Source organism: Nostoc sp. C052, assembly GCF_013393905.1.
GTDB lineage: Bacteria > Cyanobacteriota > Cyanobacteriia > Cyanobacteriales > Nostocaceae > Nostoc.
On record NZ_CP040277.1, the window covers coordinates 167,098 to 181,130 of the forward strand.

The following is a 14,033-nucleotide window of genomic DNA, read 5'->3' on the forward strand; positions in this document are numbered from 1 at the left end:
CAATCGAGACGGAGTAATATAAGTTACCTCCTAGATGCAGAAGCCATTTCACTGCTTCAAAACTACTCACACCCATAATCAGGGTAGAGCTGAACTAAAAAGTTTTTTGTAAGCATCTATCTTTAACGATACAACATTTTAAATGGGTAAATAGAGCGAACGGTTTTAAGTGGGGGTATATTAAAAGGTAGCTTAATAGTGAAAGTGCTACCTTCACCTAAGTTACTTTGCACATCTATACTGCCGTGGTGTGACTGAATAATTGCTTGCGCGATCGCTAATCCCAATCCAGAACCGCCAGTGCTACGGGAGCGATCGCTATTCACCCGATAAAAGCGATCAAAAATTCGAGTCAGTTCGTGTTTCGGGATACCAATGCCTGTATCTTGAACTTTGATTACAGCATTATAGTCATTACAATCTAAGAAAACTGTTACCTCCCCTCCTCTGGGTGTGTATTGAATTGCATTGACAATTAAATTAGAAAACAAGCGATAAAGCTGGTCAGCATTACCTATAATATTCAGAGGTTGATGCACTTGTATTGAAGATGTCAGCTTTACCTCTGCGGCATTTGCCATCGCTTCAAACTCCTCAACTAAATCGCTAACAATATCATTTATACAACAATTTTCACGTTGTAACTTTTGGGACTGTTTATCTAAACGTGCTAACATTAATAAATCAACAACTAAAGTAGTTAGCCGTTGATTTTGACGTTGTATAGTTTGCAAAATATCTCGTGTTTCTTCTTCATCTATTTGGGACATTAAAAGTGCCGATTCCACCGTTGCACCTGTTGCAGCTAAAGGCGTTCGTAATTCATGTGCTGCATCTGCTGTAAACTGTTGAATCTGTCGATATGATTGATAAATTGGCTGCATAGCTAATCCTGATAGCCACCAACTAGCACCAGCAATCATAATCATTGCAATTAACAACCCTAATACCGAAACTAATTTCACACTATCCAAGTAATGATTAAACTCTTGTAGACTTCGTCCTACTTGCATATATCCCCAATCTTGATAATTTTGGGTATGCAGTGCTAGAGTAATTTGATGGTAATCTTTGCCTTTGCTGTCTTTGAGAAATTGCCAAGTTTTTTGATTAAAAACGTCAGGTAATCCTTCTGAATAATAACCAGCAGTAGCAATTAATTTTCCAGAAGTATCAAAAAAACGTATATAATAGCTGGTTTTAGTAACGATACCAAGTAGATGACGTTTAGAATGTGGCTGTTGTTGAATACAATTACTAGCTCCAGTTCCACATTTATCTATATTTGGGAATAACTGATGTGCCAATGGTTCCAAACGTCCAGGTGACTGTAGTTTTAGTTCGATACTGTCGTGTAATGTTCCCGCTACAGACTCGATTTCACTGTCTAAAGCCACTACATGGGCATGGAACACCGCTCGATAAAAACCGAATGCACATAGGCTTAAAATTAAACCCATAACAATGGCATAATATAGAGCCAAACGAATACGGGTGAGCCGAAACAGCTTATTGTGATTCATTAGTGAAATTAAGACGATATCCCATACCGTGCAAAGTTTCAATTGAGTTAGTACAGTCGCTATTGGTGAGTTTGCGACGTAACAAACGTATTTGCGCCGCCACTACATTGCTACTAGATTCCGCATTAACTTCCCAAATCTGGTTACGAATTTGTTCGGTAGTAACAATTTGGTTGGGATGCTTCATAAAATACTCTAGCAGTTGGAACTCTTTATTAGTTAAAGGAATCCTTTGCTGTTCACCCGTAGTATGTTGTCTTACAACTGTGCTGTTGCCATAATCTAGAGTCAAGTTACCAACAGTCAATTGTTGAGGTTGGAAATGCGGAGAGCGACGCTGCAAAGCCCGCAATCGTGCCAGTAGTTCTACCATGCTAAAGGGCTTTACTAGGTAATCGTCAGCACCAGCATCTAGTCCGGCTACTTTATCTTCCATTCTATCTCTAGCAGTTAGCATCAGGATAGGAAGAGGATTTACTTTGTAACGCAGTCTTTTGCACAATTCTAAACCAGTAATTCCTGGAAGCATCCAATCAAGAATTGCTACTGTATATTGTGCCGAGCTATTTTCTAAGTAAGCCCATGCTTCATTACCATCCATTACCCAATCAACTAAGTACTTTTGTTGATTTAAGGTGCGCTTGATAGCAGCCCCTAAATCCGGCTCATCTTCGACTAGCAGCACCCTCATATCAAATTGAGTAGTTAAAGATTCATTGTAAACTTGTGATGTAAGCATAGTTTGCAACAGGAATACCCCTATAAATAGGTTGACAGAAGTTTATGAAATTAGGATGAAATTCTTAATAATTAGAATTAAGCTATACAAAACCTAACAGTAGTCTAGTATCTTAGCGATACATAATTAAATAGAAAAGACTCAGTAGACCAACTTGCCAAAATAGGGTGTGAACTTAGTTTGAGGAGTTATAGAAACTAAGTTTTGCAAGATATCTATTGAGTCAATAATAATTTTGACACGTAAATATGAAATCAAGATGAAATTTCAACTAGTTCGACAGCATTTATGAAATTTGTTGCCATTAATTAGTTGATGTACAAATAAATTTAGTCTTTTAACTCTAACTTTATTTAGATGTTATGCAAGACATATCATAGTCACTTGTAAATGATTTATAGGTATTTAATAACAATTTTTTTGTTAAATTTTTATACAAGACTAAATTTATTTATATGACAAAAAGGAAATATCACTACTGATTTTTGGGAAATATTAAAGACCAAATAAAAAATTTCATCTTGATTTCATATTTCTCCTCCAAGATAAAAAATAGGTCGATTCCATAAGGGATATCAATATTTTTGTGGACATGACTTAAAGGCTTGCTCAGGTAGTTATCGATTAGACCTAATTGATATTTACTTTTGGTCAAATTGAAACAGATTTAGGTGGTGATAAGCTATACAAGCAATAGTCACTACAATTCGTATTGTCAATCAAACAATGTAGTAGTGATATTGCAAATAAAAACCCGATCAAATGAGCAAGTTCATGTAGCCATGATAATTCTTACTAATTTTTGAATTTTTGGGATGGTAAATATGAATCAGCTTGCAAAATCTTCATCATTCGAGAACGTTTCTAACTGTCAATGGAACAATCATAGTAAATGGAAAAAGATTACTGCCGCTGATGTTACCCAGGCAATAGGAAATGTACCAATTGTAAAACTTAGAAATATTTCCCCTGTATGTGTTGTCTCAGAATGTTTCTTGAAGTTAGAGAGCTGCAATCCCGGAGGTTCTATTAAGGAGAAAAATGCAGTCTACCTCGTTACCCGTGCGGAGGAAGAAGGGCTTCTTGTACCTGGTGGTACGATTATCGAGTCAAGCTCAGGAAATTTCGGCGTTGGTCTTGCTATGGTAGGAGCAGTCCGAGGGTATCGAGTGATTATTGTCGTCGATGCAAAAACTGCTCCACCGTTTAGACGAATGCTGAAAGCATACGGTGCTGAACTTGTGGATGTACCGCTACATGAAGCAGACGAATCAGGCTCTATGCAGAAGGCAAGAATGAAACGAGCGCGTGAGCTTGCCGCAACCATTCCTCATGCTTGGTATCCATGTCAACACTTGAATCCTCTAAATACTGAGGCCCACTCACACTACACTGCGCGTGAGATTGAAGCTCACTTTTCCTCCGATCTTGATGCTGTCGTGGTTGGTGTTAGCACTGCGGGACAAATAATGGGAATCGCTCGTTATCTTCTACCGCGATTTCCAGAAATACGCATTGTTGGCGTTGATGTTGAGGGTTCAGTCATTATGGGAACGCCAGCAAAACCATACAAGATGACGGGTGTTGGATTATCGTTCTTTCCACCTAATCTGGAGCTTTCGCTGCTTAATCGCGCTTACGTGGTACCAGAGGCGCTTGCTTACTCGGTATGTCATGCACTCGCACGTCGTGAAGGATTGCTTCTTGGTGCATCAACAGGGGCAATTGTAGCTGGTGGCTTGCATCTGGCGCGCTCTCTTGGTGCTGGTGCGCGGGTTCTAATGATCAATCCAGACGGAGGGGATAGATATCTTGAGACAGTCTACGATTTTGATTGGCTTGACCGTTATGGATTTACCCTCAAACAAGGAGAGCATCTTGATAATGCGATCGCCTCACTGACTCCTGTGTATTTTTAGTGGCTTATTAATAATGCTCAAAAATTTCATGAACACCTCACCCCAGCAGGAACAGGAAGTTAATAAAACAGCCTCCCAGCGATCGCTATTGATGTTACTTGCTCAGTTCATACCTCTTTCCTTAACTGATGTGGCAATGACTCTCGGCGATCCACTTCAGACTGCTGCACTCAGTCGCTTGGCCTTTCCGCAAGAGACATTAGCCGGAGTTGGGGTAGTCAAAGGGGTTGCCGTATTTCTAGAAAGCCCCATTATCATGATTCTTCATGCCTCAACCGCTCTTGGAGGGCAAGTCAAATCTCGCCGCGCACTTTGGCAATTTACGGTGATTGCGGGACTTTCTCTCAGTGGTATCTTCCTTTTACTTACTTGGGAGCCTTTGTATAACTGGCTTCTTTTAGAGGTATTTGGCGTTAGCCCATTTATTGCAGCGCAAGGGAGAACTGCTTTTCTTTTGATGTTCCTGTGGCCTTTCGTTATTGCTTGGCGACGATTCTTTCAGGGACTGCTTATCCGCGCTCAAAAGAGCGTAGCTGTAGGATGGGCAGGTGTTGCACGATTAACTTGGGTAATTGTAGCGCTGGCAGTGGGGGTTAGTCTTAGAAGTAACGGGGCATTTCTTGCAGGTATCACCATGATGGGAGGCATACTTATTGAAGCAGTACTGGTAACATGGTTTTGTTTGCATCTTGGCGCTATTTCTATTCTCAACCAGCAAGTAAATTCTGAAACTAAGAAACTGCCTAAAACTTTTCCAGGAGTCACATTTTACTATCTTCCTTTAGCCTCAACAATGCTTATTGTTTGGGGTGCAAGGGCAATACTCTTAAGTCTCATTGCTCGCTCATTCGATGGTAGTCTTGCACTTGCTGTGTGGCCTGCTGCTTGGGGACTACTTCTTTCAATCGCTAACGGTACACGCATGATTCAACAAGTGGTAATTTCTACTTATGAAGAAACTTCCAGGCGGACACTTGTTGCTTTTGTGGTTCTTGTCGGTTTGGGCTTTACTGTAATACCAATTTTTCTTGGGTTTACGGACAAAGGATTGTTATTACTTGGCCAGTTTTTGGGAAATAATCCATCTCTTGTGCAAGCAGCTCGTCCAGTTGTACAAATACTGTCATTTTTTCCCCTGCTCCTAGCACTGCAAAATACGTTTCAAGGGCTGCTGATTCACCGAGCAAAGAACTGGTTCATTAATCTTGCAACATTAGTTGCCGCAGCTTTCACTCTGATAGTATGTGGAAGTCTGATTTTTACTAGACATAGCGGAGCGACTTCAGCAGCGTATGGAATGCTTGCGGGTACTGTCAGTGAAATTATAGTACTTTTTTTCGCACTGCAACGTAAATAAGAGAGTCAAAAGACAAACAGTACTTCTTCTTTCCATAACAGACGGTGCGTTATCCTAAGATGAAAATGAGCGCGATAGCTACGCTCGCCGCAGGCATCACACTCATTTTCATTTAGTTATCTTTGGTCAATTTAGACAGTATTATCTATGGAAGTTTTAGCATTGCGTTTTACTGCAAGGATAGCCGAGATAAAGAGACATCTGCCAAGGTAAAGACTGTACTAACATAAATTAGCTTTTTGATCCCAATATTTATTCAATAAATAACTCCTTGAAGTTGTTATTTATTGGCTTGACATCTGCGGCTAAATTTATAGACAGTAGTTTTATCTAGCGAATCAAGGATAAGTCTGAACCAGAGCTAGACCAAGTGGGATTTCTTGCGTGAATCCAACTTTATTAGCATAGACTTGATACTGCCAAGTTTCGCCAGAGCCTGATTCATACATTGGAGTATTGACTCCTCTCATTAAAATTGAGAGCTTTGTTTCAGGGTCTATTGGTTGTGAAAAAGCTACAGTAGCTTTTTGTCCATTCATAGAAACTGTCGTGGGAATTTTTTGTCCTGATTGATTTTTGACCTCAATTCCTCTATCAATTTTCACTCCTTCAGGCAAATTAATTGTAAGTCCTGTCAGAGGTTTACCCTGTACATGAACTTCAAATTTATGAGTAGCATCTGTGGCATAAGTATGATTAGGAGTGGCAGCACTTTTCATCAAATGGGAAGCGCTAAAATCACCTGGTTTTCCGCTAGCAAAAACAGCATCAACTGAAGATGTAAATGCCAGTGTGAATGCAACAGCATAAATCAAACTTTTCATTTTGATTATCCTTAAAAGTTAGTTCAATTTACTTTCTATTATCAGTTTGACATTCACAAATGAAATCTCAATGAAATCCCATAGTTTTTCAGTAAAAAAAGGTTGTATTAGTAAGTACGAAACCAAGCAACACCTATAGGAATTTCTGCATCAATGCCAACCTCTCTAGCTGAGAAGCTGTAGACAGAACCATTACCAAGATTGCGTCTTTTTATTTTTTTAAGGTCAATCTCCAACTTAGTGTTAGGAGCAATTGGTTCGGCGAAAGCTAGTAGTATTGTTTTACCATTTACAGATACATTAGTGTTAATTTTCTGCCCCTTTTCATCCACGACATCGATATCCTGAATGTTCTTACTTATAGTTACATTGTCTGGAACTTTGACAAGTAGTTGGGTAACAGCTTTGCTATTTTGGGGAACGTGTAAACGGAAAGTATGTCTAAAAATTCCCCAGCGTGTGGGAGGGAATTGTGAATTTCCATCAATATGGGGAACCCTACCATCATCTGTTCCAGCATTTGCATAGCTAGGAGCAATAATAGCTGTGCTATTCAGAGTTAATACAATCGCGTAAATCAATGACCTCTTCATATTTATCTCCAAAATAATTAAACACGTTAGTTAAAGTGCAAGTTCATGCATTGTGAGTGAATCTGCTCTTAATAGATAGATCAAAACTTGGCAAAGCCATATTTAACTACCCCTTGATACAGCCGTTAATCAGGAGAAGTAGGTAGTTAGCTTACCCTTATCAAGTTCAAATCGTCGGTGTTTTTGCAAAAGAGGTATGCTACCTCTATCTACTAGCATGACAAGTCATAATGAAATCAAGATGAAATTTCAGCAATTATCGTTAAAATCTACGAATAAATTAAAGTGTGGAAGATTGAGCTACACCTACAGGAATTTCTACGTCACTACCAATGACTTTAACCGAAAGATGAAAGATAGAAGTAGAACCAAGAGTTGATTGATATACTTTGTTAAGATTTATTAGCAAATTAGTAGTGTTAGAAGTAACTGGTTCAGGAAAATCTATAATAATTCTTCTACTATTTAAAGAAATATTAATTTTTATTTTTTGACCTTTATCATCCAAGACATCAATATCATTACTTACAGCTACTGTGGATGGAACATCAATAATTAGGTGCGAAAGAGCCTTACCCTTTTTGGGAACGTGTAACTGGAAGGCCAATTTAACGAATTGCCAACCAGCAGGAGTAGATTGGATATTATTTTCAATACTAGCAACCTTATTATTATCTATTTTCGCATTTGCATAGTTAGGAGAAATAAAAGCTGTGGTAGCCAGACTACATACAGCAGCATAAATCAATGTTCTCTTCATCTTGACTGTTAAATTAACAAACTATCTAAACTAGATTGCAGATTTATTCTCAGCGAATTAACCTTTACAAAACCAGTTTGACAGGTCACTATGAAATTAAGATGAAATAACCAAGTTGAAAAAAGAAATTTAAGATTGCAAAGCAGAAGTTAACTTTTACACGCACTGTAGTATCACCAAAACTGGAACGTTCTTCTGTGCCACCTCCTTTGGGTCTAATACGCACGTAAACTTCCAGCATACTTGCATGCGTTACAATACCAAATTGTCTTTGATTGTCATTCTGAGCAAAGCGTCTCGTAGAGAAGAAACTTACCAAAGCTTTGGCTACAGTGATTTTTGCTCTTTTTTAAAGAATACAACCTGTATCAATTTGGTATAAATATTATTATAAAAACTCCGGATAAAATTAATATGAAATAAATTGCTTTACTGCCATATGCAATAAAAAAATAGGCTTATAGTACAACTATAAGCCCATCAGGTTTGTGAAACATGAGGAGCATGTTCTTAATATTTATTATAGATGAATAAAATGAAATTAAGATGAAATTTTACAGTTTATTTGCTTATTAAGTTAGATTTTTTTAAAAAATCTGATTAGACACTTTCACTTAATTAATAATACAAATTTAGGCTTTAAGCCATACAACAGTGGCACAACTAAAAAGCCTAAAATGACTATTGAACCATAAATTTAGACGATTAAACCTTAGTATGTGAGCATTAGGATAAAATTTGAGATAACTATTGTACGTCTACCCAAAAATCAGCAGTAATAATTCTCTCATTTCGATTAAATTGTCCCCACATTTTATATTTTCCTGGTTTCGGGAAACTAGTTATAAAATGAACCTCAGCAGCTGGAGTATTTTTCATAGCATGAGCATGAATATAGTCTGCTTGCGTTAACGGCGATGACTGTTTAAGGATGACTAAATGTCCTCTTTCTCCTAAATAAGGTTTTAAATCTTTCAGCGGTTGGTTGCTAGCTGCATCTTGTAAGTTGAAAATTAAGTGAACTTCTTGTCCAGTTTTGATTATGGGTTGAGATAACTTGAGATTAGCCTTAGTATTATAAAAAGTCTTTGTAGTAGCTAAATCAATCTTGGGTGCAGTTGGACTGTTACCTGGAACTTCTGCTTTTAACACCGAAACTTGTTCTGCTTTTCCTGCTACTTTGTAATCGCTGAAAAGACTATAATTGCCTGGATGGGGAAAATTTGCTTGGACTTCAAAGCGTCCATTTCCTTTATATGTAGGATGAATATGATTAAAAGATTGAAGGTCATCACTGACAACAATTAGATGCATTAATTTTTCTTGGAATTGATCAAAATTAGCAATTGCTTTACCATTGTTGTCTTGCACTTCAATCACTATAGGTACAGGAGTGTTAAGAGTGATTTTGTCAGCAACTGTCAGTTTTGCAGTAGCGTTCGCAGGTTCTAACTTGGAATAACCAGAATGTTCGTCATGGGAATTCTCTATATTGTGACTACTGTGAGGATTTTTCTCAGCTTTTGGTGTCTGGGAATTACCCATCTTGTGACCTGCATGAGGATTCGCATTACTCACAGTCGTAGCATTAGAGTTTGGTGTCTCACCAGATTTTACTTGTGAGGCGCAAGCTTGAGTGAGAACAAGAGTTGAAGTGATAGCAAGTGCAGTAAAAAAATCCTTCATTTTTTCTCGAATTAGTAACTGTAAGTTGGAAAAAACACCAGAACAAAAATATTTGACAGATCCTATAGAAATCTTATAAAAGCCTCCTCAGCAGAATGTCCTAGAAGCAGCGTGGCAATTCAAGCGCAAATTTCATCTTCTGCTATCAAGAAGTAGTTGCCTTCTGATAGTTGTAAGGTATAACCCAAAGCTCTTACGCCACAAGGAACAATAGAAATTTTCTCCACTTTGCCAGCCCCAGGCATTAAGGCTCCTACAATGACGTGACCTCCTTCATAGTAAACAACGGTTCTCCTCTATCTCGTTGAGAAAGTAGGACTTTTGCTGCAAACCCGTACTCATTCGTTCAATCGCTTCATTAAAATTAGCCATCGTTACCGCATATATATATGTTGTGTTTGTCGTCCACAGCTAAAGAGAGAACCCTATAACCAAGTTCTCACACGGAAATGAAATTAAGATGAAATACTTTGCCAACTTTCACTTTAAAGATAGCAGGTAAGACTCCTATATCATACAAAGATGAAATCAAGATGAAATTTTTTGCAAAACCTTATTTTAAAGTTGGATAGGTGTAGCGTAAAACTGACATATCATATCAAGATGAAATCAAGATGAAATTGCTGGATAAAAGTGTTTTTGATATGAAGTTTTGTAAAAGCTTATAGCTGCTTGCATAATTTTTTGGGATGAACCGTATAAATAACTAGAAGGTAACAATTCAACTTGTAAAAAAAAATTAAAAAAGGGAGGCGAGCAAAAATTTTCTATATTTTTCCGAAATACCACCTATAAGTACTGTAGAGAATTAACAAGAAATCTTAAAGGAGCAGTGCAAGTGAAACAAGATGAAATAAAAAATATCTGCAATAGTTTTTGGAGTAACAAAGAGCAAAAAAATCTTCCTCATATTCTTGTTATTTCACATTTATGGAGCCAAAACGATTTTTATATCCATTGGAGCAACAATTAAAGTTTTGCCAGCTTGAGACTGAAGTAGATTTTCTGTTGCAGCAGATGCAGGATATCAACCAGAATCTATCCTTATCAAATAATAATCCTGCTTTGCCAGTGAATTTAAACCGAGGAAAACAAGTAGTTAACTACTTGTCTAAATAGCTATTATTTAGTGTTTTTCACCATTGAGATGAACAACAGTTAACTGCATATTCACTTGTATTCAAGGGGTAAAATAGTGTACATAAATCCGTTTTCTCACAAGAAAACAATCCTACTGACTGGTGCATCAGGAGTAGTTGGTCAAGCTTTATTAGCTCGAATGAATGCACATTCGATTATTTGTCTAACCTACAGGAAGCCAATCACGAATTCAGGTGTCACTACCATTCCTTGTGACATTTCATTGCCTCAGCTTGGTCTTAGTCAGACACAGCTAAAAGATATAGCAAAGTGCATTGACTGTATTGTGCATTCAGCGGCGGTAACTGATTTTGGTGAATCAGATGAATTGATTCATCGCACAAACGTACGCGGCTTGGAAAATATGCTGGAATTGGCAGCGATCGCACAAGTTCCCTTTTACTATATCAGCACAGCTTTTATCCGTCCTCACCAACGCAAAGATGCGCCTTCAGAGCATACATACACTATCTCAAAACGAGAAGGAGAACGGTTAGTTAGAGAGAGTGGACTGCCCCACGCAATTATTCGTCCCTCCATTGTAATTGGCGATTCTACATCAGGTGAAATTGCACGTTTTCAGGGCATTTATAACATCATAAGTTCGCTTTTTAGAGGTTTTTTGCCTATCCTGCCCATGCTACCGCACGCATATATAGATTTTATTCCTCAAGATGTTGTTGCTAACGCCGTTGCAGCAATACTTGAGCATGACTGCGTAGCAAGCGAATATTGGATCACCTCTGGAAATAAAGCTTTAACAGTACGCCAAATAGCAGATTTAATTGCAGAATTTGGCAAAACTCAAGGTATAGAGATTAACATACCACGCATGGTCAGCCCTGACATTGTAGATCGTCTGATCCGTCCTGCCTTTATGTCAGAGTTACCAAAATCCGTCAAAAAAGGTTTTGACTGGTTTGCTCAAGTCGCGCCCTATTTGTGTAATGAGGAACCTTTCCCCACCTCATTACAAGAGATGGAAACTGGCTTTGGCATAGCACCACTGCCCAATTTGGAAACGGCTTTAACCCATAGCCTCGAATACTGGGCTAATGAAACAAAAGTCTGCTCTGGTAAAAAAGCTAAGAAAGACCGTGCCCAACTTGCTAAATGTGAATGTTGACATAGTATGCTAATCAACAACCTAGCCTTGCAACACGGTTTGAATACATATAACACCATTTTATCTGATGCCAAAGCTTTTCTGGCATTGTTGCAGGAAGAACAAGTAATTCAGGAATCCTACTTAAATCGATTTGCGGAAATAGAAAGCGAGGTAGAACAAACTGGAACTTATTGGCAAAGCTTTGATGAACTAGCTTACGGAGCCAAATTGGCATGGCGTAATAGCACCCGATGCGTGGGACGTAGCTACTGGAACTCACTAGAAGTTCGCGATCGCCGCAGCTTGAATCAAGCCGAAGAAGTATTCGAGGCTATGGTTGAACATCTGCGGTTATCCACTAACGGCGGTCGCATCAAATCCCTTGCTACCATCTTTGCACCGCAAGAACCAGGCCAAGCTGGAATCCGTATTTGGAATGAGCAAATCGTTCGCTACGCAGGGTATCGGCAAACGGATGGTTCGGTTGTGGGCGACCCGAGGTATGTCGAGTTTACAGAGCTTGTGCAGCGAATGGGCTGGAAAGGAAGCGAAGGTACTCCCTTTGACATCCTGCCGATCGTGATTCAAATGCCAAATCAGCGTCCAAGGCTGTTTGAGTTACCCCATGATGCAGTGCTAGAAGTGCCAATCCAGCACCCTGACTACTCTTGGTTTGCAGAACTTGGTCTCAAATGGCACGCTTTACCAGCAATTTGCAACATGATGTTGGAGATTGGCGGGGTTCAGTACACAGCCGCGCCCTTTAATGGCTGGTACATGGGTACAGAAGTAGCTGCTCGCAACTTTGCTGACGAGAACCGCTACAATTTATTGCCCATTGTGGCCAAGCGAATGGGTCTAGATACTCGCTACGACCATACCTTATGGCGAGACCGCGCCATAGTTGAGTTAAATGTTGCGGTTCTATACTCGTTCCGACGTGCTGGCGTGACTATGGTTGACCACCACAGTGAAACTCGTCGCTTCGTGCAATTTGAAAAGAGCGAAGCACTTGCGGGAAGAACTACCTACGCCGACTGGGGATGGATTGTACCTCCCATATCCGGCTCGACGACTCCAGTTTTCCACCGCAACTATGAAAATGTTGAGCTAAAGCCCAACTTCTTTTCGCAGCCAGATCCCTGGCAACAGTTTGCATCTAGCAAAAAGTCTGGCTGTCCTTTCGGTCACTAAGAACAATAGTTTTTTCACTTTTCTAACTCAATAATTGGAGGAATAAATCATGAAAGCTTTAGTCACTGGTGCTACAGGTTTTGTAGGCTCTGCGATTGTTCGTCAACTTCAAGAAGATGGTCAACAAGTCAAAGCATTAGTCAGAAAGGGTTCGGATCTGAGAAATTTGGAGAAGCTGGATATTGAAATTGCCTACGGGGATATTACTGATTATGATTCGGTAGCACGAGCAATGCAGGGCTGCAATTCTGTTTATCACGGTGCTGCAATGGTAGCTTTTTGGGTTCCTCGTAAAGACCGCCACCTGTTTGACTGGGTTAATGTTGAGGGATCAAAAAATGTTTTTTCTGCTGCACTGAAACAGGATGTAGAGAAAGTAATTTACACCAGCACCATCTCTACAATTGGTAGTTACGGAAAGGACACCCCCACCACAGAAAATCACAATTTCAATTTGTGGGATATGTCGATGGAGTACGAGCAATCAAAATATTCTGCGGAGTTTGAAGCTTATCGATTTGCAGCGCAAGGATTACCAATTGTTGTTGTGATGCCTTCTGCACCGTTAGGCGCAAGAGATATCAAGCCAAATCCCGTTGGCAAGCTAATTCTAGACTTTCTGGCCCGTCGGATACCAGGATACATTGATGGCGGTGCTAACTTTATCGATGTTGATGATGTTGCTTATGGTCACATCCTAGCAGCTAAGAAAGGGAAAGTAGGCGATCGCTATATGTTAGGACATGAAAATCTTTCTGTCGTCGATTTGTTCTCGGCTTTAGAAGCAATTTCTGGAGTTCCAGCCCCCAAACTGAAACTACCTCAGGCAGGCGCTGTAAAGCTAGCTCAAATTCTGGAATTTATTTCTGACCACATCACCAACCAGCATCCGCTTTATACCGCACCGATGGTCAAGTTCTCCAGCCTTTACTATTACCTCGACACCAGCAAAGCTAAAAATGAGTTGGGGTTTGAACCTAAAAGCAGTGTTCAACAAGCTGCAATTAATGCCATTGAATGGTTTTTGCAGAATGACTATTTACAAGTCAACGACAAAAATAAATCTCGAATTCGCCAGCATCTGCAAGGTCAATCTCTGACACCAGTGTTTGCATAGACAGTTGTAATTCCTAAGAGCAAGAGCAGAAAACTCTTGCTCTCATTACAGTGCATTTAGTTAGTGAGGCATA

Annotated in this window: 12 protein-coding genes and 1 pseudogene; 6 read left to right on the forward strand and 7 right to left on the reverse strand. The window is 39.4% G+C overall.

The window, feature by feature from the left end; translation table 11 throughout:
* Nucleotides 1-122: 122 nt before the first annotated feature.
* Entirely contained in the window at nt 123-1,523 is a 1,401-nt protein-coding gene (gene rppB, locus FD723_RS39510) for a two-component system sensor histidine kinase RppB (RefSeq protein WP_179070587.1), read from the reverse strand.
* The gene (rppA, locus tag FD723_RS39515) at nt 1,510-2,262 is read right to left on the reverse strand and encodes a two-component system response regulator RppA (protein WP_179070588.1); all 753 of its coding nucleotides are present in this window, start codon (nt 2,260-2,262) and stop codon (nt 1,510-1,512) included. The genes rppB and rppA overlap by 14 nt, the downstream gene beginning before the upstream one ends.
* Nucleotides 2,263-3,086: 824 nt before the next feature.
* Between rppA and FD723_RS39520 the strand changes: the two genes are divergently transcribed.
* A complete protein-coding gene (locus FD723_RS39520; protein WP_179070589.1) occupies nt 3,087-4,181 on the forward strand; it encodes a cysteine synthase family protein in 1,095 nt (364 codons plus the stop codon).
* Between the two features lie 28 nt (nt 4,182-4,209).
* The gene (locus tag FD723_RS39525) at nt 4,210-5,538 is read left to right on the forward strand and encodes a hypothetical protein (protein ID WP_179070590.1); all 1,329 of its coding nucleotides are present in this window, start codon (nt 4,210-4,212) and stop codon (nt 5,536-5,538) included.
* Between the two features lie 338 nt (nt 5,539-5,876).
* Here the strand turns inward: FD723_RS39525 and FD723_RS39530 are convergent, their stop codons facing one another.
* The 5 genes and pseudogenes from FD723_RS39530 to FD723_RS39550 all read right to left on the reverse strand — a co-directional run.
* Nucleotides 5,877-6,362: a DUF2808 domain-containing protein gene (locus FD723_RS39530; protein WP_179070591.1), complete on the reverse strand. Its 486-nt coding sequence runs from the start codon at nt 6,360-6,362 to the stop codon at nt 5,877-5,879.
* Nucleotides 6,363-6,469: 107 nt separating this feature from the next.
* Nucleotides 6,470-6,955, reverse strand: coding sequence for a DUF2808 domain-containing protein (locus FD723_RS39535; protein ID WP_179070592.1), 486 nt, complete (start codon nt 6,953-6,955; stop codon nt 6,470-6,472).
* A gap of 280 nt (nt 6,956-7,235) precedes the next feature.
* Nucleotides 7,236-7,715 carry a hypothetical protein gene (locus FD723_RS39540; RefSeq protein WP_179070593.1) on the reverse strand — a complete coding sequence of 160 codons (480 nt, stop codon included), beginning with the start codon at nt 7,713-7,715 and terminating at the stop codon, nt 7,236-7,238.
* Between the two features lie 747 nt (nt 7,716-8,462).
* Nucleotides 8,463-9,401, reverse strand: a complete 939-nt coding sequence (locus FD723_RS39545; RefSeq protein WP_179070594.1) for a hypothetical protein — start codon at nt 9,399-9,401, stop codon at nt 8,463-8,465.
* Nucleotides 9,402-9,523: 122 nt separating this feature from the next.
* Nucleotides 9,524-9,782: pseudogene (locus FD723_RS39550) on the reverse strand (cell division protein FtsH); the annotation flags it as partial.
* 549 nt (nt 9,783-10,331) lie between these two features.
* Here FD723_RS39550 and FD723_RS39555 point away from each other — a divergent pair.
* The 4 genes from FD723_RS39555 to FD723_RS39570 all read left to right on the forward strand — a co-directional run bounded on the left by FD723_RS39555 (nt 10,332) and on the right by FD723_RS39570 (nt 13,960).
* The gene (locus FD723_RS39555; protein WP_179070595.1) at nt 10,332-10,520 is read left to right on the forward strand and encodes a hypothetical protein; all 189 of its coding nucleotides are present in this window, start codon (nt 10,332-10,334) and stop codon (nt 10,518-10,520) included.
* Between the two features lie 76 nt (nt 10,521-10,596).
* Nucleotides 10,597-11,667 carry an SDR family oxidoreductase gene (locus FD723_RS39560; RefSeq protein ID WP_179070596.1) on the forward strand — a complete coding sequence of 357 codons (1,071 nt, stop codon included), beginning with the start codon at nt 10,597-10,599 and terminating at the stop codon, nt 11,665-11,667.
* Between the two features lie 6 nt (nt 11,668-11,673).
* On the forward strand, nt 11,674-12,843 hold the full coding sequence (locus FD723_RS39565; RefSeq protein WP_179070597.1) for a nitric oxide synthase oxygenase: 1,170 nt from the start codon (nt 11,674-11,676) through the stop codon (nt 12,841-12,843).
* A gap of 49 nt (nt 12,844-12,892) precedes the next feature.
* Complete coding sequence (locus FD723_RS39570) at nt 12,893-13,960, forward strand: SDR family oxidoreductase (RefSeq protein ID WP_179070598.1); 1,068 nt, start codon at nt 12,893-12,895, stop codon at nt 13,958-13,960.
* Nucleotides 13,961-14,033 lie beyond the last annotated feature (73 nt).